A 26,058-nucleotide genomic window follows, 5' to 3' on the forward strand; every position below is an offset into this window, starting at 1 on the left:
TGTCACCATCCCGCGTTGCGCGCGAGCTCGAGCGCCCGCTCGGTCCAGAACTCACCCGCCCCAGGGCCCCCACCGCACGTGCCGTCGCTCTCGCCCGGAGGCTTGATCCAGAGCCGCGCGTCCAGGCCCCCCGCGGACACGTGATCGGGTTCCTGGCCGAGTGCCCGTCCCGCCGGATTGCACCACTCGCCGTCGGATCCAGCCCCGTTGCGACTGGTGTCGATCACCCAGTGGGTCGGGGACGTCAGCGCAGAGCTCACCGCCTCTGCGTACGCAGCCTCGTCCTCGTCGGACTCATAGCCCGAGACGTTGGTCGAGAAGCCCCTCGCCTTGTCGACACCGACGGCCGACAGCATCGACGCCATGACCCCCGGGTCGGTCCAGCTCCCGTGCCCCGCGTCCACGTAGACCGTCGGACCGCCGTCGACGAGGCGGTCGACCGCGTCGCCGAGCAGCTCGGTGCGCTGGTCCAGCTGATCGCACTCCTCCGCGGTCGCCAGCGCGTCCGGCTCGAGGATCGCGACCGACTCGGTGCCGGCGGCCTCGGCGATCTGCTCGACCCACTCCTCGTACTGGTCCGGCGGCAGTCCGCCACTCGACTCGCCGTCGATGCAGTCGCGGTCGGTGATGCCGTAGACCACGAGGACGGGCACCTTCCCGGCCTCGTCAGCAGCCTGGACGATGCCGGTGACGAACTCGCCGACCGATCCGGGCGGATGGGCCTCCGGCGTGAGCCAGATGCCCGTGGGGACTCCGGCGAGTCGTTCGAGGACGGCGCGGTCGCTGCCGCTTGCCGATTCCGCAGCCTGGCGGGCCGCCGATCCGGTCCACGTGAACTGGGTCCGGTCGGCGAAGGGGTTGCTCTCCTGCGCCGAGGAGTCCACGCCGACCGACGAGGCGTACCGGGCGAGGCCGAACACCAGCACGAAGATCAGGAACGGCACGAGGAGCAGGAGCCCCCGGCGCGCGGGAGAGGATCGCTCGGCTGCCCTGATCGACACGTTCCCTCATCTCGAAGCGCTCGCCTGGGCAGCGCACGTCATTGAACGCCTCAGCGTAGCGGTCGGGCGGGCGATCCCCGGTCGCCCTGCAGGTGAGTCAGGACACCAACGACAGACTCGCGATCCGTCGGACAGGACGGGCATCTGACGATAAAATCTGCTCCACCGCCGGTGAGTCCTCGCCTGCAGAGCGAGGGAGAAAAATCATCGTGTCCAGTCGTCGTCGTGCGCTTGCCGCCGCCTCGTCCATGCTCCTGCTCCTCGCCGGCCTGGTCGCCGTGTCCGGCCCCTCGCAGGCCGCGGCCCCCCACGCACGGATCTACGGGTACGTGACCGACGCGAGCGGCAAGGCAGCGCGGACCATGACCGTCCGACTGTTCCGCTCGGGCGCGGACGACAAGAGCTGGACGTACCTGCGCAAGGACGACGTCAGCTCGAGCGGAATCTACGAGCTGCCCACGGACGGCCCGGGGCGCTACCACCTGCAGGTCGTCGAGCGACGTCCCGCGTACGACACTCGCTCGAATGCGCGCGTCCCGGACGTCCCGGTGAACGTCGGCACCACCGCGGTCGTGAAGAACATCTCGGTCCGGCGGGGCGGCGCGATCGGCGGCACGGTCAAGGTCCGGGTCAAGTCCCGTGGGAAGTACCGCAGCAAGGCTGCCGCCTCCGCGAGCATCCGGGCCGTCAGCGACGACAGACAGATCTACGAGGTCGCCGCGAACCGCTCCGGCCAGTACGCGATGGGTGGCCTGCCCCGGAACAACTACCGGGTCTTCGCCTACGACAAGCAGGGACGCCGCGTCGGGACCGGCAAGCTCGTCCGCGGCGTGAAGCTCGGCAAATATCGCCAGGTGTCGTTCGTCCTTCGCACCCGCCCCGCCGCCTACAAGGGATTCCTCACGACCGGGGGCACCCTTGCCAAGGGCAGCGTGACCGTCACCGCGGTCAACCGGCGCACCGGCGAGTACTGGGTCCGCAAGATCTCCCGAGGCGCGCTCTCGCTCACCGGCCTGACACCCGGCAGCTATGTCCTGACGGTCCCCGACACGGCCGGCTACTTCGGTCGCACCCTCACGCTGCCGTCGTTGAGGGCCGGCCAGACGCGGCGTCCCAACGTGAACCTGCCCACCACGGCCGGGACCTTCACGGGGCAGATCGTCGACGCGACGAGCGGCAACCCGATCCCCAACATCAGCGTCCGGCTCACGGACTCCAGCGGCAAGGTCCAGCAGGAGCTGCCGGCGTCGAGCACCGGGACGTTCTCGATCGGCGGGACGTTGCGCGCCCAGTCCGGCGTGACGGTCACGATCTTCGCGTACGACAAGATCGGCGAGCACTACTACCTGCCGCGATCGTTCTCGGGTCTGCAGATCGCCGACAACCAGACGCTGGACCTCAACACGATCAGCGGGGACACGCTCCCGAACGGCACCAAGGTGATCAGGCTGCAGCGCAAGCCGATCGAGACCCCGACGCCGGCTCCGACCACGCCGACTCCGACGACCCCGGCGCCGACGCCGACGACGCCTGTCCCCACCACACCGGTCCCCCCGACGCCGGAGGCATGATCACGCCGCGGGTCCTGAGCTGCGGGGGCGCCGCCCCGTGGCCCGCCACAGCACCGCGCCGATCATGATGAACAGCACACCCAGCACGACGAACGCCATCACGTCGTAGGTCGTGCGTCCGAGCGACGTCAGGTCGCCCACGATCGTCATCAGCACCTGGACGCCGATGAACGCTCCCACGAGGGCGCCGGCCAGCGTCACGAGCACGCGTCGAGCCGTCGAGGGCGGCTCTGCGGCGACCACCGGGCCGGGCTGCGCCGGGCCCTCGTGCCGGGGAGCACGGGGCAGGTCCAGATCGACCACACCCGGGAGCAGCACCCAGGTCGCGGCCGCTCCCACGGCACCGAGCACGACGAGCGCGATCAGTGACCCGACGAACAGCAGCGGCGACACCGTGAGCACCGACAGCACCCCCGACGCGAGCCCGGCCGCGAGCGCTCCGCGGAGCCGCCGCCTCGTGGCTGAGCCGCTCGTCGCATCGGCCACCCCGCGCCCGACCGCGAGCCCCGCCACGCCCACGACGAGCCCCACCACCGTCCCGACCAGGGCCGCGATGACGTACAGCGCCGGCAGGTCCTGCCGATCGGCGAACGAGGGGATGTCATCGGTGCCGATCACCGCCAGACCGAGGAGCTGACTCACCAGGATCCCGACGGCCGCTCCCACAAAGCCACCGCGCAGCACGACCTTGCCCATGGATGCCCCCAGCTGATCGATCCGACCCGTCAGCTGGATCCTAGGGGTTCCTGGCCCGGCACCCAGCTTCGCTGCGGGCGCCTTCGGCGCGAGCGCTCTCGCTCGCAGAGCGAGCGAGTCCTCAGGACTTGAAGAGGCTGGTGACCGAGCCCTCTTCGAAGACCGCCGCGGTCGCCTGCGCAAGCAGCGGGGCGATCGAGAGGACCGTGAGCTTGTCGAAGCGCTTGTCGTCCGCGATCGGCAGCGTGTTCGTCACGATGACCTCGCACGCGGTGCTGTTCTTGAGCCGGTCGACGGCCGGGCCGGAGAACACCGCGTGCGTCGCGACGATCACGACGTCCTCGGCACCGTCGGCCATGAGCGCCTCGGCGGCCTGGACGATCGTGCCGCCGGTGTCGATGAGGTCGTCGACGAGGATGCAGACCCGACCGGTGACGTCACCGACGACCCGGTTGGCCTTGGACTCGTTGGGACGGCGGGGATCGCGGGTCTTGTGGATGAACGCGAGCGGAGCACCGCCGAGCGCGTTGGCCCACTGCTCGGCGACCTTGATGCGGCCCGCGTCGGGCGAGACGACCGCGAGGTCCTTCTTGCCGTAGCGCTTCTTGACGTGGCGCGTGAGGATCGGCATCGCCAGCAGGTGGTCGACCGGGCCGTCGAAGAAGCCCTGGATCTGCGCGGTGTGCAGGTCGACCGTCATGAGCCGGTCCGCTCCCGCGGTGAGGAACAGGTCGGCCATGAGGCGCGCGGAGATGGGCTCGCGGCCGAGGTGCTTCTTGTCCTGGCGGGCGTAGCCGTAGAACGGCAGGATGACCGTGATGCGCTTGGCGGAGGCCCGCTTGAGCGCGTCGATCATGATGAGCTGCTCCATGATCGCCTCGTTGATGGGCGAGGAGTGGCTCTGCAGCACGAACGCGTCGCAGCCACGCACCGACTCGTCGAAGCGGACGTAGATCTCGCCGTTGGCGAAGTCGTACGCCGTGGTCGGCACGACGTCGATCTCGAGGAGATCGGCGACCTCCTGGGCCAGCGTCGGGTGGGCGCGGCCCGAGAACAGCAGCATGTTGCGGGTCGGCGTCCGCTTGGACAGGCTACTCACCGGGGGCCTCCAGATTGGTGTCTGCGTCGGCTGCTCGCGCCGCTTGGTCTGACGGGGAGCCGGGACGTTTGTCCCGCACCCACCCCTCAATGTTCCTCTGTGACCCGGCACTCACCGCCAGCGCCCCCGCCGGGACGTCCTGGCGGATCGTGGCGCCCGCCCCCGTGAAGGCGCCGTCGCCCACGGACACCGGGGCCACGAACGTGTTGTTGGAGCTGGTCTTGGCGTGACGCCCGATCGTCGTCCGGTTCTTGTTCACGCCGTCGTAGTTGGCGAAGATCGTGCCCGCACCGATGTTGGCGCCCTCGCCGATGTCGGCGTCACCGACGTAGGACAGGTGCGGCACCTTGGCCCCCACCCCGATGACGGAGTTCTTGACCTCGACGAACGTGCCGATCTTGCCGCCCTCGCGCAGGTCGGCGCCCGGGCGCAGGTAGGCGTACGGACCGACGGTCGCGCCGGCCCCCACGACCGCGTCCGAGCCGTGGGTGCGCACGACCGTGGACCGGGCTCCCACCTCGACGTTGCGCAAGGTGGTGTCGGGCCCGACCGTGGCAGCCTCGCCGACGACCGTGGCGCCCAGCAGCTGCGTGCCGGGCAGCAGGGTGACGTCCTGCGCGACGGTCACCGCGGAGTCGATCCAGGTCGTCGCGGGATCGACGATCGTGACGCCCTCGGACATCCAGTGCCGGGTCAGGCGGTCGTTGAGCTCGCGCCCGAGGCGGGCGAGCTGGACCCGGTCGTTGACGCCCTCGGTCTGCCAGACGTCCTCCAGGACGTGAGCGCCGACGGGTCGCCCCTCGGCGACGGCGCGGCCCACGATGTCGGTCAGGTAGAGCTCGCCCTGCGCGTTGCCCGACTCCAGCGTCGCGACGGCGTGCCGCAGGAACGCGGCGTCCACCGCGAGGATGCCGCTGTTGATCTCGCGGACCGCCAGCTCCTCGGCGGACGCGTCGCGGTGCTCACGGATGGCCGTGACCCCGCCGTCCTCACCCCGCAGGATGCGGCCGTAGCCGGTGGGGTCGTCGACCTCGGCGGTCAGGATCGTCACGGCGCGCTTCGCGGCCTGGTGGTCGGCGAGCAGCTCCGAGAGCGTCTGCGAGGTCAGCAGCGGCACGTCGCCGTACGTCACGAGGACCGTGCCCTCGGGTGGCGCGTCCAGCGACTCCAGCGCGATCTGGACCGCGTGGCCCGTGCCGTTCTGCTCCTCCTGGACGGCCAGCACGATCGCGGGATCGTACGCCGCGATCGCCGCCGACACCTGCTCGCGGTCGTGGCCCACGACCGCGACGGTCCGCTCGACCCCTGCGCCCGCCACTGCGACGAGTGCGTGCTCGATCATGCTGCGGCCCGCGATCTCGTGCAGGACCTTCGCTCGGGAGGACTTCATCCGCGTGCCGGCACCTGCCGCCAGCACGATTGCCGTCACGCCTGCCGCGTGTGGGCTAGTGGTCACGGGGACTCCTTCACTTGCTCGCTCGCGCCTGCCCGCACCTCGGCGGTGCTGGCTCCCCGGGTAGGAGTCGAACCTACGTCGCTTGTCCGCATTCAAAGTGCGGCGGGCCCTGCCGGCAGACCAACCGGGGAACAGCAACCGGCGGACCGGGGCTGCCCCACGAGCGTACCGGAGTCAGACCGGGCGGCGGGCCACGACGAAGGTACGGCGGAACGGGAACACGGTGCCCCACGGGCGTCGCGGGTACGCGCCGCGCAGCGCGGTGCGGTAGGCCGCGACGAAGCTCTCGCGCAGGTCGTCGGGCAGCGCCTGCACGTACGGCCGGGCGCCCGTGCCGGAGACCCAGTCATAGACGGGGTCGTCACCCTGCAGGACGTGCAGGTAGGTCGTCTCCCACAGGTCGACGTGCCAGCCGAGGCCGGCGAAGAGCTCGAGGTATGCCGCCGGCTCGGTCCCGCGGTCGGCGAGGACGTCGGCGGTGGCCTCCGCGAAGGGGGCCTCGGCGGCGATGTCCCGCAGCAGCGTGTGGCTGGGCGAGTCGTAGTTGCGCGGGACCTGCAGAGCGAACGTCCCCTCGGCGGCCACGTGGGCCGTGAGCCGCTCGATGACGTCGAGCTGGTCGGGCACCCACTGGAACAGGGCGTTGGAGACCATGAGGTCGACCGGGGCGTCCGGCGCCCATGCGGCGACGTCCGCGAGCTCGTACGTCGCAGCGTCGTCATGGTTGCCGGCCAGCGCGCGCTCGATCATCTCCGGCGAGGAGTCGATCCCGTGCACGGTCGCGTGCGGCCACCGCTCGCGCAGCACCGCGGTCAGGTGTCCGGGCCCGCAGCCGAGGTCGACGATGCTGCGCGGCGTCCCCTGCACGCGGCCCACCAGGTCGACGAAGGGCCGGGAGCGGTCATCGGCGAACTGCAGGTAGCGGGCCGGGTCCCAGGTCGGCATCAGGCGCTCCGCTCGAGCTGGCCGGCCAGCGCCATGAGCCGCGCGTCGTCGTCCCGCCGGGCGATCAGCTGGATCGCGAGCGGCAGACCGTTCGCCGTCGAGCCGGCCGGCATCGAGACGGCCGGGACGCCCGCGTGGTTCCACTGGGCGGTGTACGGGTAGAAGGCGTTCATCGACACGACCGTGGCCAGGCCGCCCTTGCCCTTCCAGTGCTCGACCTCGATCGCCGGGCCGGACATCACCGGCGTCAGCAGCACGTCGACGCCCAGGTCGTCGTGCGCCCGGCCGCCCCACTCCTGTCCCTTGCGCTTGGCCCACTCGACCGCACGGGGCCCGAACGGGCGGCCGAGCCGGGCGATGGACCGCGTGCGCGCCTCGAGCCGGTCGGGGCGGTCGACGCCGTCCGCACCGTCCCGGATGCCCGCGAGATAGCGGACGGTCAGGGCCTTGGCCGCGACCCCATACGGGACGTCCACCTCCACGACGGTGTGGCCCGCGGAACGGAAGGTCTCGGCGGCGGCCCGGACCGTCGCGCGTACGTCGGGGTCCAGCGGCGCCGCCTTGGTCGCGGCCGAGGCGCTGAACGACACCCCGATCCGCAGCGGCGCGGGATCGACCGCAGCGGCCTCGACCAGCGAGTCCGCGAAGCTGCCGAACGTGTCGAGGAACAGCGCACTGTCCGCGACGCGACGCGCGAGCCCGCCCTGGGTCGACAGGTCGTGCCAGCCGCCCGAGCTCGGCATCGTGCCCTGGGTCGGCTTGAAGCCGACGAGGCCGCAGCACGCGGCCGGGATGCGGATCGAGCCCGCGCCGTCGGACGCGGTCGCGATCCCCACGGCCCCGACCGCCACGAGCGCGGCGGACCCGCCGGACGAACCGCCCGGGGTGCGGCGGTGGTCGTGCGGGTTGCGCGTCACGCCGGTCGCCTCGGACTCGGTGAACCCGAAGATCGCGAGCTCGGGCAGGGTCGACTTGGCGACCACGACCATGCCCTCCGCGCGCAGGGCGGCGACCAGGTCGCTGTCCTGGGAGGCGTCGTGCAGCATCGCGCGCGAGCCGAGCCCCGTGCGGTGCCGCGCGATCGCGAGATCGTCCTTGACCGCGATCGGCACCCCCAGGAGGGGGCCGTCCTGTCCCGACGCGCGACGCCGGTCGGCCTCGTCCGCGGAGGCGAGCGCCTCCCCCTCCAGCACCTGCACGACCGCGTTGATCGCGGGGTTCTCTCGCTCGATCGCCGTCAGCGTCGCCTCGGTCAGCTGGCGGGACGTCATCGTGCCTGACCTCAGCAGCTCGGCCTGTCGAGTGGGTCCGGCGCTCACGGCCTCGGATGCGTCCATCGCACGAACGTACCGCGCAAACAATCTCGACATCAAGAATCTTGATAGGCTCAGGCCATGGAGGACGACGTCGACCGGCTGATCGCCGCCTGGCAGCACGAGCGGCCGGACCTGGACGTGTCCCCCATGCACGTCCTCAGCCGGGTCACCCGGCTGGCGCTCCACCTCGACCGGGCCCGCAAGGACGCGTTCGAGGACCAGGGCCTGGAGCCGTCCGAGTTCGACGTCCTGTCCGCCCTGCGCCGGGCCGGTGAGCCCTATCAGCTCTCGCCCGGGCAGCTCGTGCAGGAGACGCTCGTGACCAGCGGCACCATGACGAACCGGGTCGACCGCCTGGTCCGCAAGGAGCTCGTCGACCGGCTGCCCGACCCTGCGGACCGCCGCGGCGTGCAGGTGCGGCTCACGTCCCAGGGCCGTGAGGCCGTCGACGGCGCGCTCGACGCGCTGCTCGTGGCGGAGAAGAAGCTGCTGGCCGGTCTGACCCCCGCGGAGGCGACCCAGCTGGCGGATGCGCTGCGCAAGCTGTCCCAGCCGTTCGACCGCTGACCGGGGCTGAGGCACCGCCGCCTAGACTCGTGCAGTGGCTCATCTTCTCGGCGTGGAACAGATCGCGCTCGACTTCCCCACCAAGACCGTCTTCGAGTCGGTCACCATCGGCATCGACGAGGGCGACCGGATCGGCATCGTCGGACGCAACGGCGACGGCAAGTCGACGCTGCTGCGCATCTTCGCCGGCCGGCTCCAGCCCGACTCCGGACGCGTCACGACCCGCGGCGGCGTGACGATCGGGATGCTCGACCAGACCGACACCCTCGACCAGGACGGCACGGTCGGTCACGCGATCGTCGGCGACAAGGCCGACTACGAGTGGGCAGGCGACGCCAAGATCCGCGACGTCATCGCCGGTCTGGTGTCCGACATCCCGTGGGACGCGACCGTCGGGACCCTGTCCGGCGGCCAGCGGCGGCGGGTGGCCCTGGCGCGGCTGCTGGTCGGCGACGACGACGTCCTGTTCCTCGACGAGCCGACCAACCACCTCGACGTCGAGGGCATCACCTGGCTCGCCGGTCACCTCAAGTCGCGCTGGTCGGCCAACGCAGGCGGCCTCCTGGTCGTGACCCACGACCGCTGGTTCCTCGACGAGGTCTGCACCGCGACCTGGGAGGTGCACGACGGCATCGTCGAGCCCTTCGAGGGCGGCTACGCGGCGTACATCCTGCAGCGCGTCGAGCGCGACCGGCATGCCTCCGCGACCGAGTCCAAGCGGCAGAACCTCATGCGCAAGGAGCTCGCCTGGCTGCGCCGCGGCGCCCCCGCGCGTACGTCCAAGCCCAAGTTCCGCATCGACGCGGCCAATGAGCTGATCGCCAACGAGCCGCCGCCGCGCGATCCGATCCAGCTCAAGCAGATGGCCACCTCGCGCCTCGGCAAGGACGTCGTCGACATCCTCGACGTCTCGGTGTCGTACGACCACGAGGTGCTCAAGCACGTCGAGTGGCGCATCGGGCCGGGTGAGCGCACCGGCATCCTCGGCGCGAACGGTGCCGGCAAGTCGACGCTGCTCGGGCTGGTGACCGGCAAGGTCCAGCCGACCTCGGGACGGGTCAAGAAGGGCAAGACGGTCAAGGTCGTCACGTTGACCCAGGAGCTGGACGAGCTCAAGGACGTCGGCGACGACCGCGTCAGCGACGTCGTGGGGCGCCAGCGCACGGCGTACGTGTCGGGCGGCAAGGAGATGACCCCCTCGCAGCTGCTGGAGCGGCTCGGCTTCTCCAGCGCCCAGATGTCGACCCCGGTGCGTGATCTCTCGGGCGGGCAGAAGCGTCGCCTCCAGCTGCTGCTGATCCTGCTCGACGAGCCCAACGTGCTGGTGCTCGACGAGCCGACCAACGACCTCGACACCGACATGCTCGCGGCGATGGAGGACCTGCTCGACTCGTGGCCCGGCACGCTGCTCGTGGTCTCGCACGACCGCTACCTGCTCGAGCGCATCACCGACCAGCAGTACGCGATCCTCGACGGCCACTTCCGGCACCTGCCCGGCGGCGTGGACCAGTACCTGCGCCTGCGCAAGGAGCAGGACACCCCCGCGGCGTCCAACCCGTCGACCGCGGGGCACGTCAAGGCCTCGAAGCTGTCGAGCGCTGACGAGCGCAACGCCCGCAAGGAGGTCGGCTCGATCGACCGCAAGATGCAAAAGCTCTCCGCCCGCATCGACGCCCTCCACGTCGAGCTCGCCGAGCACGACCCCTCGGACGTCCCCGGGCTGCTGGCGCGGACCAAGGAGGTCGCCGACCTCGAGGCCCAGGTCGCCGCCCACGAGGAGCGCTGGCTCGAGCTCACCGAGCTCCTCGAGGGCTGACCGGCCCGGGCCCGGGCGCGGACGGGGCCGGGGCCGGGGCCGGACCCACGATGAGGGTTTTGGGTAGCCCCCGGTGCCGCAAACCCTCACCCTCGGTCGCCGCCGGGACCGAGGATGAGGGTTTGCGGTAGCGGGCGCTGCCGCAAACCCTCATCGCTCGTCCGTGTCCACAGGGGGACGCGGCGCGGGCGGCGTCCACAGCGGGCGAGATCGGCGTCGCGCGGCGGCAACGGCGTGACGACCGTGGACGCATGAGAACTGTCTTCCGTACGTCGGAGGTCGTCGCCGTGCGTGGTCGCGGTGCGGTGCGCCACGCGATCGCGTCGGGCCGCTGGCAGTCACCGTGCCGCGGCGTCGTCGTGACCCACTCCGGCCCCCTCTCCCTCGACGAGCGCGAGCTGGTCGCGCTCCACACGTGCGCGCCGGCCTCGGCCCTGGCGGGACTGAGCGCACTGCGGCACGACGGCTTCACCGGAGTCGAGACGGAGACGACGTACGTGGTGCTGCCCGAGGGCGCCGACCGACCGCGCGACGCGCCGTTCAGCACCCACTGGAGCACCGATCTCGGCCCGCAGGACGTCCACCCCCTGAAGGAGCCGCGCCGCACCCGCCCCGCTCGGAGCCTGATCGACGCGGCGAGCTGGTGCGACAGCGACCGACTCGCGCGCACGATCGTGATCGCCGGTGTGCAGCAGGGCCTGGTCAACGACCGCCTGATGCACGTGGCTCTCGACCGTCGCGGCGCGTGCCGCCGTCGCGGGCTCGTCCGCGAGTCGATCCTCGACGCGTCCGGAGGCATCCACTCGCTGCCGGAGAAGGACTTCGACGACATCCGACGCAGCGCGGGCCTGCCACCGCCGACCCGCCAGAAGGTCGTCCGGGGCCCCGACGGCCGCTACTACCTCGACGTGTCGTGGGACGCCCTGCACATCGCGGTCGAGGTCCACGGCGCGCCGCACCAGGCAGTCGCGCGATGGGACGCCGACCTGATCCGTGGCAACGAGATCGTGATCGACGGACGTCGGCTGCTGATCTTCACGTCGTACGCGATCCGGCACACTCCCGACGTCGTCGCCGCCCAGCTCACGCGGATGTTCGCGGCCCTCGGCTGGCCCGCGGCCTGACGGACGATGAGGGTTTGCGGCAGCCCCAGCTGCCACTAACACTCATCGTCGGTCCCGCCCCCGGCGAGCGATGAGGGTTAAGGGCAGCCCCAGCTGCCGCAAACCCTCATCGTCGGTCCGCCCGGAGGGCTAGGTGAGGCGGGCGCCGTGGACGGGGCCGCGGGACTGGACGACGTCCGCGCAGGCGGCGGCACTGCTGAGGGCGAAGGCGATGTCCAGGCCGTGCTGCTCGTCCGAGGCCAGGAACAGCGCCGTCGGGCCCGACCCCGAGAGGATCGCGCCGAGGGCGCCCGCCTCGATGCCGATCGAGAGGGTGTCCTCGAGCTCGGGACGCAGTGACAGCGCCGCCTCGGTCAGGTCGTTGGAGAGGGCACCGCCGAGCGCGTGGGCGTCGCCGGCCCGCAGGGCAGCGAGCAGGGCGTCCGGCACCACGGGATCGGGCACCGTCGCGCCCGCGTTGAGCCGGTCGAACTCGGCATAGACCGCAGCGGTCGAGAGTCCTTCGTGCGCCATCGCGAAGACCCAGTGGTACGTGCCGCGCGCCAGCACCGGGCTGATCGTCTCGCCGCGGCCACCGCCGATCGCGTTGCCGCCGTGCAGCAAGAACGGCACGTCGCTGCCGAGCTGTGCCGCGAGCTGCTCCAGCGCCGCGCGGGACAGGCCCGTGCCCCACGCCTCGTTGCACGCGACGAGGGACGCCGCAGCGTCCGCGGATCCCCCTGCCATGCCACCGGCCACCGGGATCACCTTGCGGATCGCCAGGTCCGCGCCGAACGGCACGCCGGTGCGCTCGCGCAGCAGGCGGGCGGCCCGGACCGCCAGGTTGTCATCGTCCTCGGGCACGAACGCGATCTCGGAACGTACGTCGAGCTCGGACTGCACGGACACCCTGATCTCGCCGTCCGCGCGGGACGTCGCGCGCACCTCGTCGTGCAGGTCGACGGCCTGGTAGACCGTCGCCAACGGGTGGTAGCCGTCGTCGCGGACCGGCCCGACACCCAGGCACAGGTTGATCTTGGCGGGGACGCGGACGTTGGCAGAGCTCACCCGATCAACTTAGTGGCTCCCCCCTGCTCGCCGCCCCCGGACGTCCGACCGGGTCTCGCCGATCCGCCGGGCGAGCTCGATCAGCGCGTGGTCCGAGCCGGCCGGTCCGACCAGGCACGCGCCCGCGGGAAGCCCGCCGTCCGTCGTGACCGGGACGCTCACCGCCGGCAGCCCGCCGATCGTCGCGACGCAGGTGAGCTGCAGCGTGGCCTGTCGCACCGCGTCCAGCGACCGCGGCCGGCCCACGGGCGGCGCGACCGACGAAGCGGCCGGCAGCAGCAGCACCCGGTCACCGAGATATCCGCGCATGCCGGTGCGATGGCGGTCGAGCTCGGCCCGGGCCGCCTGCGCCTGGGCAGGCGTGACAGCCGCGGCGCGTGCGAACCGCGACCGCACGTCAGCACCCAGGGCGTCGGGCCGGGTCGCGAGCCACGCGCCGTGGGCGCCCCAGGCCTCGTACGCCTGCACGGTCTGCATCGCGGCGAGCATCCCCGGCATCGAGGCCATGGGCCAGCCGATCCGCGGCAACCCGGCCGCCAGCGCTCCCACCGCTGCGGCGACGTCGGCGTCGGCCAGCGCGAGCAGCTCGTCGACCACCACGACCTCCTCCACCGCGGCACCTCCCGGCGGCAGCAACGAACGGCCGACCTCGGCGAGCAGCGTCGGGCCGTGCGTCAGCCAGCCGATCGTGTCGAATGAGCTCGCGAGCGGCAGCAGTCCGTCGACGCGTACGGCCCCGACGGTCGGCCGGATGCCCCAGAGCCCCTGGTACGCGGCGGGCACGCGGATCGAGCCGGCGGTGTCGGTGCCGAGCCCGATCGTCGCCTCGGACATCGACACCGCGGACGCCGGCCCCGAGCTCGACCCACCGGGGATGCGGTGCGGTGCAAGGGGGTTGGGCGGCGTGCCGTAGTGAGGGTTGACGCCGGCCAGGCTGTACGCGAGCTCGTCGGTCTGCGCGATGCCCCGCACGGCCGCGCCGTCGGCGAGCAGGCGTTCCACGGCCCAGGCGTGGGCGAGCTCGGGCACCGCGTGCTCGAGCCAGGCCGGGTTGCCCGCGCCGATCCGCTGCCCGGCGACTGCGAGGACGTCCTTGACCGCCACGGTCTGGTCCGTCAGCGCGCCCGAGCCGGTCGGCCGGACGAGGGGGTCGCCGACGACCCGCCAGATCCTCGGGTCCGTCATGCGACGTCCACCCCGCGGATGCAGTCGGCAGCCGGGTCGCGAGCGGTCACAGGCCCAGAGTAGGGCGCGCCCGGTGCCCCGGCGGCCGATCGGCTCAGCGCAGGGAGGCGCCGGCCGCCGGCACGAGGTGCCGCGCGAGCCGGGCGAAGTCCTCGACCGTGAGCTGCTCGCCGCGTGCCTGCGGCGAGATGTCGGCAGCCACGAGGGCCTCCTCGGCCGCAGCGCCCGAGCCCGCGAGGTTCGCGAGTGCTGCGCGCATGGTCTTGCGACGCTGCGCGAAGGCCGCATCCGCGACCGCGAACGTCCGCACGCGCAGCTCCTCGTCGCCGGGCGGCTCCCGCCGGGTCCACGCCACGAGCGAGGACTCGACGTTGGGCATGGGCCAGAAGACGTTGCGACCGACCGACCCGGACAGCCTCATCTCGGCGTACCAGGCCGACTTCACGCTCGGCACGCCGTACGTCTTGGAGCCCGGCCCCGCGGCGAGCCGGTGCGCGACCTCGGCCTGCACCATGACCAGGCCCGTGCGGATCGACGGGAACCGCTCGAAGAAGGTCAGCAGCACCGGCACCGAGACGTTGTAGGGCAGATTGGCCACGAGCGCCGTCGGCGCCGGCCCCGGCAGCGAGGTGACCTTCATGGCGTCCGCGGTGACCAGGTCGAACGATCCGGCCTGGTCGGGCGCGTGCTCCGCGATGGTCTGCGGCAGCTGGCCCGCCAGCACCTCGTCGATCTCGACCGCCGTGACGTGCGCGGCGACCTCGAGCAGCCCGAGGGTCAGCGAGCCGAGCCCGGGTCCGATCTCGACGACGACGTCGTCAGCGGTGATGCCCGAGGCGTTGACGATCCGGCGCACCGTGTTGGCGTCGTGGACGAAGTTCTGTCCACGCTGCTTGGTCGGGCGGATCCCACAGGACTCGGCTAGACGTCGGACGTCAGCGGCTCCGAGCAGCCGGGGAGGCGTCAGTTGAACCTCGCCCCGGCGCAGCCCCACTGGCCCCAGCCCGAGCGGGCCTGAAGGATCTTGGCGTACTTGATCTGGACCTCGCGGCTGTTCTGGTGCGGCAGGCCCGGGCCGCCGACGCTCTTCCACGTCGCGGCGCTGAACTGCAGGCCGCCGTAGTAGCCGTTGCCGGTGTTGATCGACCAGTTGCCGCCGGACTCGCACTGGGCGATCTTGTCCCAGACGGTGTCGCCGGTCGACATGTCAGGAGCGGGCGTCTTGGGACGCTGGGTGCCGCGCGAGACGATCTGCGTGACGGGCTTGGCGACGCGGTTGGTGGACAGGACGGCCTTCTTGCGCAGCTTGCCGTCGGCGTAGACCAGCTGGACCTGCTGGCGGGCCTTGCCGTCGCGGCCCGGGCGGACGACCTCGGTCTCGCCCACCATCGCGTCGGCATCCTTGCGGACGACCGTCTCGTGCTTGAGGTCCACGGTCTGGGTCTTGGTGACCTTCTTGATGCGGACGACGCGGACCTTGTCGTCGGCGCTGACGTACTGGCTCTTGGCGGGCCTGACCTCGTCGTCCTTGTCGAGCGTCACGCCGGCCTCCTCGAGGACGCCGGCGACCTTCGGGGTCGTGGTGGTGACGGTCTTCTTCTTGCCGTCGGCCACGATCGTCAGCGCCTTGGGCGTGCTGACGACGAGCGTGGTGCCCGCGCGCGGGATGACGGTCGAGCGCTTCTCCGACACGTACGAGCCCGTCGGCTGGGCCAGGTCGAGCGAGTCCAGCGCGTCGTCGACCGTGCGGTCGAACACCGTGCGGGTCGTCTTCTTGCCGTCGACGGTCAACGTGAGGGGCTTGGCGTACGCGACCTCGATCGTGTCGCCGTCGGACAGACCGCTTGTCTTCTCCATGTTGAGCCGGTCACCGGGACGCAGCGAGACGGAGTGGTCCTTCAGGACGTCACCGACCGTCCCGCCGAACGTGCGGATGTCCTGGCTCTCGCCGTCGACCGTGAGCGTCACGGTCTGGCTGAGAGCGCCGTATGCGGCGGTGCCGCCGCCCACCAGGAGCACGGTCGCCAGTCCGAGAACGATGGACTTGCGGGGACGACGCTTGGCCTGTGCGGCCGTTTCGCCGCCGGTGGTGGGGGGCTGATGTGAAGCTGAAGACACTACATTCCTCGAGGATCGATGAGTGAACCGACCCTCCACGATAGCCAGCGTGTGCGTGTGGTCAAGTGCGCTGTGCCCAGGGGCCGCCGAAGGCGCGATCGGTGTTGGCGTCGATGTCGCGGCAGAGCTCGTCGACCGTTTTGCCTGCGATCCCAGCCATGAACCGCACCGTGAGCGGCACCAGGAACGAGGCATTTGGCTGACCACGGTATGGAGATGGTGTGAGGAAGGGCGCATCCGTCTCCACGAGGAGCCGGTCCGCGGGGGTCACGCGCAGCGCGGCCCGCAGGTTGTCGGCGTTCTTGAACGTCACGGTGCCCGCGAACGACAGGTAGGCGCCCCGCTCGAGGCACTCCCGAGCGAAGTCGGCGTCGCCCGAGAAGCAGTGCATCACGACCCGGTCGGGCACGCCCTCGTCGTCGAGCACCGCGAGCACGTCGTCGTGGGCGTCACGGTCGTGGATGACCAGGGTCTTGTCGTGCCGCTTCGCGATGCGGATGTGCTCGCGGAACGAGGCGTGCTGGGCCTCGCGGCCGTCCTCGCCGGTCCGGAAGTAGTCCAGCCCGGTCTCGCCGACCGCCCGCACGTGCTCGCCGGCCTGGGCCAGCCGATCGATCTCGGCCAGCGCGGCGTCGAGCTCCCCGGCGGATGCCAGCAGCGGTGCCTCGTTGGGGTGCAGCGCGACGGCTGCCACCACCGAGTCGTACGCCGCCGCGGTCGAGGCCGCCCAGCGCGAGCCCTCGAGGTCGCAGCCGACCTGCACGATGCGGGTCACGTTGACCGCGGCGGCCCGGTCGAGCGCCTCGTCGACCGGGATCAGCAGGCCGCCCTCGACCCCCTTGCTGTACGCCCGGTGGTCGAGGTGGCAGTGGTTGTCGACGACCGGGGACGGCAGCGCCTCGGGCGTCTCGGGCCAGCCTGCGGTGAGCGTCATCCGGCGGCGGTCTCGATCCGCGGGAACAGCGATGCGGGCTTGGTGATCGTCGAGCCCGCGGGCAGCTGGTCCCACGCGGCGACCGCGTCGATGCGCTGATCGGCCAGCGCGCCCAGGTCGGCCTCGGCCCCCAGCGAGTCCCACAGCACCGCGGACGCCTTGGGCATCACGGGGTTGAGCAGCACTGCGAGGACGCGCAGGCCCTCGGCGGTGGTGTGCAGGATCGTGGCGAGGCGGTCGCCGTCAGGATCCTCCTTCGCGACCTTCCACGGGGCCTGCTCGGTGATGTAGCCGTTGAGCCCGTCGACGATCCGCCAGATCGCGGTGAGCGCGTCCTGCGGGGCGACCGCCTCGATCGCGGCGTCCGCATCGCGTACGGCCTCAGCCACGGTGTCGATCACGACCGTCTCGGCGTCGGTGCGCGCGCCGGGTGCCGGGAGCGTCCCGTCGAAGTACTTGCCGATCATCGCCGCGACCCGGGACGCGAGGTTGCCGAAGCCGTTGGCGAGCTCCGCGTGGTAGCGCGCGCTGATGTCCTCCCACGAGATCGAGCCGTCGGACCCGAACGTCAGGGCGCGCGCGAAGTAGTAGCGGTAGGCGTCGGAGCCGAAGGTGTCGACGATCTCGTCGGGACGGATGCCGTTGGCCTTGGACTTGCTCATCTTCTGACCGCCGACCAGCAGCCAGCCGTGGGCGAACACCTGGTGCGGCACGGGCTGGCCCGCGGCCATCAGCATCGCGGGCCAGATGACAGCGTGGAAGCGGGCGATGTCCTTGCCGACGATGTGGATGTTGGCGGGCCAGATCTTCTCGAACCGCTCGGGGTCGCTGCCGTAGCCGATCGCCGTCACGTAGTTGAGCAGCGCCTCGACCCAGACGTACATCACGTGCTTGTCGTCCCACGGCACGGCGATGCCCCAGTCGAACGTCGAGCGCGAGATCGACAGGTCCTTGAGGCCGCGCGACACGAACGAGATGACCTCGTTGCGGGCCGACTCGGGCTGGATGAACGTCGGGTTGGCCTCGTAGAAGTCGAGCAGCTTCTGCTGGTAGTCGCTGAGACGGAAGAAGTAGTTCTCCTCGGTCATGTGCTCGACCCGGCTGCCGTCGAGCGTCGAGACCTTGAAGCCCTCGTCGTCGCCCTCGCCGTCGGCGACGTCGTCATCGCTGACGAACTCCTCGCTGCCGACGCTGTACCAGCCGCTGAACGAGCCCTTGTAGACCGCGTCCCGCTGGTGGAGGTCCTGCCAGAACGCCTGGGAACCCTCGAGGTGACGCTGCTCGGTCGTGCGGATGAAGTCGTCGTTGGCGACGTCGATCGTCTTGAGGAGCGGCTTCCACTCCTCCTCGACGAGCCTGTCGACCCACTCCTGCGGCGAGACGCCGTTGGCCTCGGCCTTGCGCAGGACCTTCTGGCCGTGCTCGTCGGTGCCGGTGAGGTACCAGACGTCCTCACCGCGCTGGCGGTGCCACCTGGTGATGATGTCGCCCATGACCGTCGTGTAGCCGTGCCCGATGTGGGGCGCGTCGTTGACGTAGTAGATGGGCGTGGTCACGTAGAACGTTTGGTCGGACACCCCTTGATCCTAGTGGGGCGCGCGGACGGGGCTACGAGTGCGCGGCGTCGTAGACATCCTTCTTGCGGACGCCCGTCTCGCCGGCGACCTGCTCGATCGCGTCCTTGCGGCTGAGGCCGTCGCCCTGCCGGGCCGCGACCAGCTCGCGCAGGTCCTCGGGGGCGTACGTCCGGGACTCGGCGACCACTCCCCCGACGACGATCGTCACCTCGCCGCGTACGCCCTGCTCCTGGCCGGCGGCCCACTCGACGAGCTCGGCGAGGCCACCGCGGGCCACTTCCTCGTACGTCTTGGTGAGCTCGCGGCACACCGCGGCCGGACGGTCGCCGCCCCACACCTCCGCCATCGCGCGAAGGGACGTCTCGGTGCGGTGGGGCGACTCGAAGAACACCATCGTGCGGCGCTCGGTCGCCAGCTCGGTCAGCGCGCGGGTGCGTTCGCCGGCCTTGCGGGGGAGGAAGCCCTCGAAGCAGAACCGGTCGACCGGGAGGCCCGAGACCGCCAGGGCGGTGAGCACCGCGGACGGGCCGGGGATCGCGGTCACCGTCACGTCCGCCTCGATCGCCGCGATGACCAGGCGATAGCCGGGATCGGACACGCTCGGCATGCCCGCGTCGGTCACCAGCACCACGGTCTGGCCGTCGGCCAGCATCGCGGCGAGCTCGGGGGTGCGACGCTCCTCGTTGCCCTCGAAGTAGGACACGACCCGGCCGCCGATCTCGACGCCCAGATCGGACGCGAGCCGCTTGAGCCGCCTGGTGTCCTCGGCCGCGACGACGTCCGCGGACACCAGCGCTTCGGCCAGACGTCCGCTCGCGTCGGCGACCTGACCGATCGGTGTCGCAGCGAGGATCAGCATGTCCTCATCCTCTCAGCCCCCAGCGGGCGCGGTGCGTACGCCACCGTTTCCCGTGGGCGCGGTGCGTACGCCACCATTTCCCGTGGGCGCGGTGCGTACGCCACCTTCTGGCGCCGGATCGGGCCTCATACGGTGGCGTACGCACCGCGGCCCCCGGAGACGGTGGCGTACGCACCGCGCCACCGGGACGTCCTAGTCTTGCGGGGTGACGTCACTGGCCCGCCTGTCCCCGTACAGGTGGTCCGACCGCCTCTGGGGCTGGATCGGTCCGGTGGCCGTGGCGGTGCTGGCCTTCGTCCTGCGGATCTGGAACGTCGGGTACCCGAACAAGTTCGTCTTCGACGAGACCTACTACGCCAAGGACGCGTGGTCGCTGCTCCAGCACGGCTACGTCCAGGACTACACCGACAAGGCCGACGCGCAGATCCTCAAGGGCGACCTGTCGGGCGTCTTCACCGGCGAGCCGTCCTGGATCGTCCACCCCGACGGCGGCAAGTGGCTCATCGCGATCGGCGAGCACTTCTTCGGCTTTGACTCGTTCGGCTGGCGCATCTCCGGCGTCGTGATCGGCGCGCTGACGGTGCTGGTGCTGGCCCGTCTCGTGCGCCGCATGACCGGCTCGACGTTCATCGGCTGCCTCGCCGGACTGCTGCTGACGGTGGACGGCATGCACTTCGTGATGTCCCGCCTGTCCCTGCTCGACATCTTCTTGACGTTCTGGATCGTGTGCGGCGTTGCATGCCTCGACGCCGACCGCGACTGGATCCGGGCACGGCTGGACCGCTACCACGCACTGCGCCCCTGGCAGCTGGCCGCGGGTCTGTGCCTCGGCATGGCCTGCGCCACCAAGTGGAGCGGTGTGTACGTCCTCGCGGCGTTCGGCCTGACCTGCGTCGTGTGGGAGGTGCTCGCCCGGATGCGCAATCCGCGCACAGCGATGCACCACGGCTGGGTCCGCACGACGTTGCGGGTCGGCGTGCCGGCGTTCGCCTCGATCGTCCTGCTCGCGGGCGTCGTCTACCTCGTGTCGTGGACCGGCTTCCTGGTGCACCACGAGGCGTACGAGGCCCGGTTCGGCCGCGGCTACGGCGACTACTCCAAGCCCTGGGGGGCGTACGTCGATCGGCCGAGCTCGGGCTTCCTGGGCGAGACGTGGGACGCACTGCGCTCGCTGTGGCACTTCCACGTCATGACGTTCGACTTCCACACCAAGGAGATCGTCAACGCCGAGCCGCACCCCTATCAGTCCCATCCCGGCGGCTGGCTCCTGCAGTGGCGCCCGGTCGGCGCGGACGCACAGTTCGACCTGCCGAAGACCACCCAGTGCGGGCAGGCCCCCGGCTCGACCTGCATCCGGGAGATCCTCATCCTCGGCAACCCGGTCATCTGGTGGTCGGGCGCGGTCGCTCTGCTGGGCTCGATCGGCGCCTGGATCATCACCCGCCGCTGGGTGTGGGGCGTGCCGCTCATCGGCGTCGCGGCCTGCTGGCTGCCCTGGTTCCTCAGCACCGACCGGCCGATCTTCTCCTTCTACGCCGTCACGATCGTCCCGTTCACGATCATCGCGATCTCCCTCGTCGCCAACGCCCTGCTCCGGGCCCGCAGCACCCCGCGCCAGACGTACGCCGTGGGCCTCGTGATCGGGCTGTACGTGCTCGCCGCGGTGGTCGCGTTCTGCTACTTCCACCCGATCTGGACCGACACGCTCATGCCGTACGACGAGTGGCGCGACCGCATGTGGCTGACCCGCTGGATCTGACGCCCGTCACCGGAGAGTTCACACGGCGGTGGCGCTGTCCACCAGCGGAGCCAGGCCGTGGGCCCGGAAGCGCTCGACCAGCGTCGCCCGGTCCTCGGGCATCCCGTAGAGGAAGCCCTGCAGGTGGGTCGCGCCGGCGTCACCCAGGACGCGTGCCTCCTCCTCGGCGGTCACGCCTTCGGCGACGACCCAGAAGCCGAGCTCCTCGAGCAGTGCCGTGGTGCGCGTGACGACGAGCGTCTGGCGGGGGTTCGCCAGATCGGTGAGCAGGTTGCGGTCGAGCTTCACGGTGTCGACCCGTGGCAGGTAGAGGGAGCCAAGACCCGCGAACCCGGAGCCGAAGTCGTCGATCGCGATGAGCACGCCGGCGTCCTGCAGCCGTGACGTGACCTGGGCGTTGGCCTCGGTCCAGTCACCGATCGAGTTCTCCGAGATCTCCACGACGACGGTGAGGTCGTGCTCGCGGCAGCAGTCCGCGATGCGCTGCAGCAGGGGCGACCACACCATCATCTGCTCGAGCTCGAGGTTGATCGAGAACATCGTGAGATCCGCGACGTGGCGCCGGCACTCGAGCAGCGTCTCGACGGCCTGCTCGAGCACGAGGGCCGTCATGTCGTCCAGCATGTTGAGCCGGATCGCGGACTCGACGATGACCGGCGGCGGGATCGACCCGAGTCGCGCGTCGGTGCAGCGCACGAGGGCCTCCAGGCAACGGATCTCGCCACGCGCGACGTTGACCACCGGCTGGTACGCCGTCCAGAGCGTCCCGTCGACGATCGCGTGGCGGACCGCGTCGTCGATGCCCGACGTGACCTGCGGATCCGCGGCGTGGATCGCGCGCTTGCGCTGGATCATCTGCTGGTCGGCGGCCCGCACGAGCGCCATCAGGTCGTCGTCGGCGCTCGACGACAGCGCGCAGCCGATGCTCGCGCGAAGCCTCACGGTGCTCTGCCCGACCAGCAGGGGTCGGGCGACCAGGGCCGTCAGGCGTTCACACTCCTCGGTCAGAGCCGCGTAGTCGCGGACGTCGCGCACGAGCACTGCGAACTCGTCGCCGCCGTACCGCGTGATCGAGCGGGCGTCGCCGCTGCGCTCGAGCAGGCGCTGCGCGACGGTGCGGATCGCGACGTCACCCGCCACGTGGCCGAAGCGGTCATTGATCTTCTTGAACCCGTCGAGGTCGAGGAACACGACCGCGATGGACTCCCCCGGCCGTCGGGTGCGGCTGACCTCCGAGAGGGTCTCCCGGAAGTACGTGTAGGTCGACAGGCCGGTCAGCGCGTCGATGTTGAGCCGCTCGCGCAGGTGGTCGATCTGGGTCGCTTCTCGCCGGGACGTCTCGGACATGTGGGCCAGCGCCTCGAGCACCTGCCGCTCCACGTGGGTGAACGGGAGGTCACCCGGGCTGCGGCCCGCGACCGCGAACCGTCCGTCCACGAGGGGGACGCTGAGGTCCCCGCGCGCTCCTGGCTCCTCACGGACGTCGACCCGCTCGGCCCGGATGCCCTGGGCACCCCACCGTCCGAGGGACGCGTCGATCTCGTCGCGGCGCCACGGCATGGCCACGGCCGCGCGCGACAGCGCCGCGACACTGCGGTTGAGCTCGCGATTGCGCATCGTGAGCCCGATGGCCACCGCCCCGAGGCCGACCATCGACACGATGAAGCTGGGCACGAGAGGCAGGTGCAGACCGGCCTCGAGGCGTCGAAGGGCCGCCAGGACGCAACCGAGGTAGAACATTGCGAGCCCGATGACGAGGGCCCAGGTCCACCGCAGGCGCAGCGGGTGGCCGTCCCCGGTCGGGGCCGCGAGGCGGGCACGAACGATCTCGAGCAGGCAGATGGCCACGAAGTACGCCACGAGGCCTGCGAACACCCGGTCGAACGGCGCAAAGTCGATGTCCGCGACCTCCGCGACCCGCAGCAGCACCGCACCGCCGAGGATCTGCACCGCCGCACGGAACTGTCCCCAGGTCTCGTCGCGGTGGAAAAGCGCGTACGAGCCGGCGACCAGGATCGCCCAGATCGGCAGGATCGAGGCCTGCCGGTCGACGTCCGCCGAGAACAGCACAGCCGCCGTCATGCCCAGCGTCAGGCGCGTCTCGCCCCGCGACACCGTGATCTGCGTACGCACCGCGAGCGGCACCAGCAGCAGGGCGATGATCGCGACGACATTGAGGTCCGGCGGACCCGTGCGCCACTGGAACGTCCGGAAGCAGATCGCAGTCACGGCGACAGCGATGACGAGGACCTCGTAGCGTCGCTCGGCGCGCGTACGAACCGTCATCCCCCGCCTTCCTGTGACCCCGCGCGTCATCCTACGGTTGCCGGGGGGTCCCACGGGTCACTTCAAGACCACCCGTCTCGCCCACATCGCGGGGATGATGGAAGATAGGCACATCCACAGCGCGATCGGAGGGGGTCCACCCATGCGCCTCGTACGCCGTCGCTCCGCCGCGCTGGTCGCGGCCCTGGCCCTCGCGGGCACCAGCCTCAGCCTCGCCCCGTCACCTGTCTCGGCCGCCGAGTGCACGGGTGGCACCGCGTGCGTCATCGTCAACGTCGTCCGCACCGTCGACGGGAACCAGACCACCCTCTACCGGGGCGCCGTCACGGCCGATCAGATCAAGGAATGGTCGGACTTCGACGAGACGCGGCAGTACTACAAGCGCCGCAACGTCGCCGGCGACGTCTCGGAGGGTCCGACCGTCAAGGCGAAGCGCGGCATCTCGTTGCACGCGCTGCTGGCCAAGATCAGCGAGCTGCACCCCGAGGCAGGCAGGCCGGCGACCTTCTCCGAGACGCCCAACGCCAGCCAGATCCCCTCGGTCCTCTCCGACGCTGAGCTCGCGGACCCCGCCGAGGCCGACTACCCGTTCGACGACAGCCTCCCCCCGGCGGTCTACCTGGCCGGCGACCAGATCGGCTACGTCCGACCGCTGCGCGACGCCAACAAGGACGTCAACATCTCCGACATCTTCAAGGTGTCAGGCCCCCTCGAGCTCACGTTCCACACCACCGGCAAGCTCCTGGAGCCCTCGGTCAAGGTCGACAAGACCGACGTGACGACCAAGACCAAGAACACGTTCTCGGTCTCGTACGCCAAGGAGCCCGGCACCCGCATCATCAGGACGCGGTGGGACTTCGGCGACGGCTCGGTCAAGGGGACCAAGCGCGAGAGCCCGTCCAAGACCTATGCCAAGAAGGGCACCTACCCCGTGTCCGTGAGCGTCTACGGCGCCAACGGCTCCTACGGTCGCTCGTCCGCGGTGGAGATGAAGGTCGAGAAGCCACCGAAGCCCCCGAAGGCGCCCGACTCCGGCGGCACCGGTGGCGGAACCGGTGGCGGAACCGGGGGCGGAACCGGCGGGGGAACAGGTGGCGGCGGATACGTCCCGCCGTACGACCCGGCCCCGATCGAACCGGAGCCTCTCGACCCGCCGTCCGACATCTCTCCGGACCAGGACATCCCCGACGACGAGCCGACCGAGACCGCGCCGGTCGACGACGGCCTCGAGGAGGTCGAGGGCTATGTGCTGGCGGGCGCCGAGATCGTGCCCGGCGGATCCCCCGAGGCCATCCCCGGGACCCAGGACACCAGCCGGCCCACTCCCGCGTCCGAGGCGTCGCTCCGCAAGCGCGTCGCGACCTGGGTGCTCGCGGGTCTCACGATCGCCCTGCTCGTCGGCGCCGGCGCCGCGAGTGAGACACGATGGTTCCGAAACCGACTGCGCCCACTCAGGAGACGTGCATGAGCGACAAGATCTACGACTTCATCTTCCGCGTCGCGGAGGTGCTCGAGCTCCCGGTCGTGATCCTCACCCTGCTCGCCCTCGCTGTCGTCCTGGTCGAGGTCGGGGCACTCATCACCGAGCTCATCAAGCGTCGCAGCCGTACGTTCTCGGCCCTCGCCCGTGCCGGCGCCTCCGCCCGTCGCGCGGTCGACGAGCGGCGCATGGACGAGGCCTCGGCCCTGCTGCAGACCGTCGCGTGGTCCGGGCCCGTCGGCAAGGCGTTCAAGGTGCTCGTGGGCGCGGTCGACAAGCCGGGCGCCGACACCCGCATCGCCAAGGAGCTCGCGGACTTCGACTTCGGCCGCCAGGCCCGGCTCGGCCGCACCCGCCTCCTGGTCCGCCTCGGCCCGGCCCTCGGCCTGATGGGCACCCTCATCCCGCTCGCCCCGGCGTTGGACGGACTGGCACGCGGCGACGTCGACGCGCTGACCGAGAACCTGCGCCTGGCGTTCAGCATCACCGTGCTGGGCATCCTCATCGGCGTCATCGCGCTCGCCCTGTCGCTGCTCCGCGAGCGCCTCTACGGCCAGGACTTCTCCGATCTCGAGTACGTCGCGGCGATCCTGACCGACGACGGCTCCGCTGCGGCCTCGATCGCCCCGACCGGCACGATCACGCCGAGCGTCCCGCCCACGCCGTCGCGACCCGTCACGAGCTCGGAGACCGTCTCGCTCCCGCCGCTCGTGCCGCCCGCTCCGCCGGCGGCCCCCGCCCCGAGCGGGACGGACGTCTCCTCATGATCAAGGTGACGCCGCGGGCCCGCGTCCACCAGGACAAGGCCGGTGACCCGCTCGACGGGCTGGTCAACATGTTCGACATCGGCATCGTCCTGGCCGTGGGCTTCCTCATCGCCGCGCTGTCGTCCCTGGGCCTGTCCGGGGCGGTCAACGAGGGCGGACTGACCAAGCCCGCTCTCGGCGAGGTGACGGTCAAGCCCGGGGAGACCGTCGAGGACGTCCCCGACGAGGGGGTCAAGACCGTGGGCCGCGGCACGCCCGTCGGCACGGTCTACCGCCTCGCGGACGGCCGCCTGGTCTACGTCACGGGCGACGGCACCGCCGCGCCGGTCAGCCCCGGCGCGGACCCGACCGATCCCACGTCTCCCGCCGACCCCACCGCCCCGGCCGATCCGTCGGCGACGGACGACGTCCCGTCCGCGGACGTGCCCGACATCCCGGCTCCCTGACCCGCGTCC

General features: G+C 71.2%; 22 protein-coding genes and 1 tRNA gene. 8 read left to right on the forward strand and 15 right to left on the reverse strand.

Annotation, left to right across the window (positions count from 1 at the left end; translation table 11 throughout):
* Window positions 1–2 precede the first annotated feature (2 nt).
* The gene (locus GEV26_RS13870; protein WP_153653974.1) at window positions 3–1,001 is read right to left on the reverse strand and encodes a glycoside hydrolase family 6 protein; all 999 of its coding nucleotides are present in this window, start codon (window positions 999–1,001) and stop codon (window positions 3–5) included.
* Window positions 1,002–1,210: 209 nt separating this feature from the next.
* Between GEV26_RS13870 and GEV26_RS13875 the strand changes: the two genes are divergently transcribed.
* Window positions 1,211–2,572, forward strand: a complete 1,362-nt coding sequence (locus GEV26_RS13875) for a carboxypeptidase-like regulatory domain-containing protein (protein WP_153653976.1) — start codon at window positions 1,211–1,213, stop codon at window positions 2,570–2,572.
* On the opposite strand, the gene GEV26_RS13880 is transcribed toward GEV26_RS13875, so the two are convergent.
* From GEV26_RS13880 to GEV26_RS13905, 6 genes are all read right to left on the reverse strand, one after another.
* Window positions 2,573–3,268: a hypothetical protein gene (locus GEV26_RS13880; protein ID WP_153653977.1), complete on the reverse strand. Its 696-nt coding sequence runs from the start codon at window positions 3,266–3,268 to the stop codon at window positions 2,573–2,575.
* Window positions 3,269–3,389: 121 nt separating this feature from the next.
* Window positions 3,390–4,367 (reverse strand): ribose-phosphate diphosphokinase, encoded by a 978-nt coding sequence (locus GEV26_RS13885; protein WP_153653979.1) that lies wholly within the window; start codon window positions 4,365–4,367, stop codon window positions 3,390–3,392.
* Window positions 4,360–5,823 (reverse strand): bifunctional UDP-N-acetylglucosamine diphosphorylase/glucosamine-1-phosphate N-acetyltransferase GlmU, encoded by a 1,464-nt coding sequence (gene glmU / locus GEV26_RS13890; protein WP_279586743.1) that lies wholly within the window; start codon window positions 5,821–5,823, stop codon window positions 4,360–4,362. The genes GEV26_RS13885 and glmU overlap by 8 nt, the downstream gene beginning before the upstream one ends.
* 49 nt (window positions 5,824–5,872) lie before the next feature.
* Window positions 5,873–5,954 (reverse strand) — tRNA-Gln (locus GEV26_RS13895).
* Between the two features lie 43 nt (window positions 5,955–5,997).
* Entirely contained in the window at window positions 5,998–6,768 is a 771-nt protein-coding gene (locus tag GEV26_RS13900; RefSeq protein ID WP_153653981.1) for a methyltransferase domain-containing protein, read from the reverse strand.
* The gene (locus GEV26_RS13905) at window positions 6,768–8,105 is read right to left on the reverse strand and encodes an amidase (RefSeq protein WP_194839868.1); all 1,338 of its coding nucleotides are present in this window, start codon (window positions 8,103–8,105) and stop codon (window positions 6,768–6,770) included. The genes GEV26_RS13900 and GEV26_RS13905 overlap by 1 nt, the downstream gene beginning before the upstream one ends.
* Before the next feature lie 57 nt (window positions 8,106–8,162).
* On the opposite strand from GEV26_RS13905, the gene GEV26_RS13910 reads away from it, so the two are divergent.
* From GEV26_RS13910 to GEV26_RS13920, 3 genes are all read left to right on the forward strand, one after another.
* A complete protein-coding gene (locus tag GEV26_RS13910) occupies window positions 8,163–8,651 on the forward strand; it encodes a MarR family winged helix-turn-helix transcriptional regulator (RefSeq protein WP_153653984.1) in 489 nt (162 codons plus the stop codon).
* Window positions 8,652–8,685: 34 nt separating this feature from the next.
* Window positions 8,686–10,467, forward strand: a complete 1,782-nt coding sequence (locus tag GEV26_RS13915; RefSeq protein ID WP_153653986.1) for an ABC-F family ATP-binding cassette domain-containing protein — start codon at window positions 8,686–8,688, stop codon at window positions 10,465–10,467.
* Window positions 10,468–10,718: 251 nt separating this feature from the next.
* Window positions 10,719–11,591, forward strand: a complete 873-nt coding sequence (locus tag GEV26_RS13920) for a hypothetical protein (protein ID WP_153653988.1) — start codon at window positions 10,719–10,721, stop codon at window positions 11,589–11,591.
* 129 nt (window positions 11,592–11,720) lie between these two features.
* Here GEV26_RS13920 and GEV26_RS13925 read toward each other — a convergent pair whose 3' ends face one another.
* The 7 genes from GEV26_RS13925 to rsmI form a co-directional block, all read right to left on the reverse strand.
* Window positions 11,721–12,638 (reverse strand): 4-(cytidine 5'-diphospho)-2-C-methyl-D-erythritol kinase, encoded by a 918-nt coding sequence (locus GEV26_RS13925; protein ID WP_153653990.1) that lies wholly within the window; start codon window positions 12,636–12,638, stop codon window positions 11,721–11,723.
* 9 nt (window positions 12,639–12,647) lie between these two features.
* Window positions 12,648–13,823, reverse strand: a complete 1,176-nt coding sequence (locus GEV26_RS13930) for an amidase family protein (RefSeq protein WP_153653992.1) — start codon at window positions 13,821–13,823, stop codon at window positions 12,648–12,650.
* A gap of 94 nt (window positions 13,824–13,917) precedes the next feature.
* On the reverse strand, window positions 13,918–14,790 hold the full coding sequence (gene rsmA, locus GEV26_RS13935) for a 16S rRNA (adenine(1518)-N(6)/adenine(1519)-N(6))-dimethyltransferase RsmA (RefSeq protein WP_153655099.1): 873 nt from the start codon (window positions 14,788–14,790) through the stop codon (window positions 13,918–13,920).
* Window positions 14,787–15,941: a resuscitation-promoting factor gene (locus GEV26_RS18160; protein ID WP_194839869.1), complete on the reverse strand. Its 1,155-nt coding sequence runs from the start codon at window positions 15,939–15,941 to the stop codon at window positions 14,787–14,789. The genes rsmA and GEV26_RS18160 overlap by 4 nt, the downstream gene beginning before the upstream one ends.
* Window positions 15,942–16,002: 61 nt before the next feature.
* A complete protein-coding gene (locus tag GEV26_RS13945) occupies window positions 16,003–16,875 on the reverse strand; it encodes a TatD family hydrolase (protein ID WP_153653995.1) in 873 nt (290 codons plus the stop codon).
* The gene (metG, locus tag GEV26_RS13950) at window positions 16,872–18,452 is read right to left on the reverse strand and encodes a methionine--tRNA ligase (RefSeq protein ID WP_153653997.1); all 1,581 of its coding nucleotides are present in this window, start codon (window positions 18,450–18,452) and stop codon (window positions 16,872–16,874) included. The genes GEV26_RS13945 and metG overlap by 4 nt, the downstream gene beginning before the upstream one ends.
* Before the next feature lie 31 nt (window positions 18,453–18,483).
* Window positions 18,484–19,311, reverse strand: a complete 828-nt coding sequence (gene rsmI, locus GEV26_RS13955; protein WP_153653999.1) for a 16S rRNA (cytidine(1402)-2'-O)-methyltransferase — start codon at window positions 19,309–19,311, stop codon at window positions 18,484–18,486.
* Between the two features lie 205 nt (window positions 19,312–19,516).
* Between rsmI and GEV26_RS13960 the strand changes: the two genes are divergently transcribed.
* Window positions 19,517–21,070 carry a dolichyl-phosphate-mannose--protein mannosyltransferase gene (locus tag GEV26_RS13960; protein ID WP_153654001.1) on the forward strand — a complete coding sequence of 518 codons (1,554 nt, stop codon included), beginning with the start codon at window positions 19,517–19,519 and terminating at the stop codon, window positions 21,068–21,070.
* Window positions 21,071–21,088: 18 nt separating this feature from the next.
* On the opposite strand, the gene GEV26_RS13965 is transcribed toward GEV26_RS13960, so the two are convergent.
* The gene (locus GEV26_RS13965) at window positions 21,089–23,356 is read right to left on the reverse strand and encodes an EAL domain-containing protein (protein WP_194839870.1); all 2,268 of its coding nucleotides are present in this window, start codon (window positions 23,354–23,356) and stop codon (window positions 21,089–21,091) included.
* A 142-nt stretch (window positions 23,357–23,498) separates the two neighbouring features.
* On the opposite strand from GEV26_RS13965, the gene GEV26_RS13970 reads away from it, so the two are divergent.
* Genes GEV26_RS13970 through GEV26_RS13980 form a run of 3 tightly spaced genes read left to right on the forward strand, consistent with a single transcriptional unit; the run spans window position 23,499 to window position 26,049 of the window.
* Window positions 23,499–24,824: a PKD domain-containing protein gene (locus tag GEV26_RS13970; RefSeq protein WP_153654005.1), complete on the forward strand. Its 1,326-nt coding sequence runs from the start codon at window positions 23,499–23,501 to the stop codon at window positions 24,822–24,824.
* Complete coding sequence (locus GEV26_RS13975; RefSeq protein ID WP_194839871.1) at window positions 24,821–25,603, forward strand: MotA/TolQ/ExbB proton channel family protein; 783 nt, start codon at window positions 24,821–24,823, stop codon at window positions 25,601–25,603. The genes GEV26_RS13970 and GEV26_RS13975 overlap by 4 nt, the downstream gene beginning before the upstream one ends.
* Window positions 25,600–26,049, forward strand: coding sequence for a DUF2149 domain-containing protein (locus GEV26_RS13980; protein ID WP_153654008.1), 450 nt, complete (start codon window positions 25,600–25,602; stop codon window positions 26,047–26,049). The genes GEV26_RS13975 and GEV26_RS13980 overlap by 4 nt, the downstream gene beginning before the upstream one ends.
* Window positions 26,050–26,058: the final 9 nt, after the last annotated feature.

This window comes from Aeromicrobium yanjiei, from assembly GCF_009649075.1.
GTDB classification, from domain to species: domain Bacteria; phylum Actinomycetota; class Actinomycetes; order Propionibacteriales; family Nocardioidaceae; genus Aeromicrobium; species Aeromicrobium yanjiei.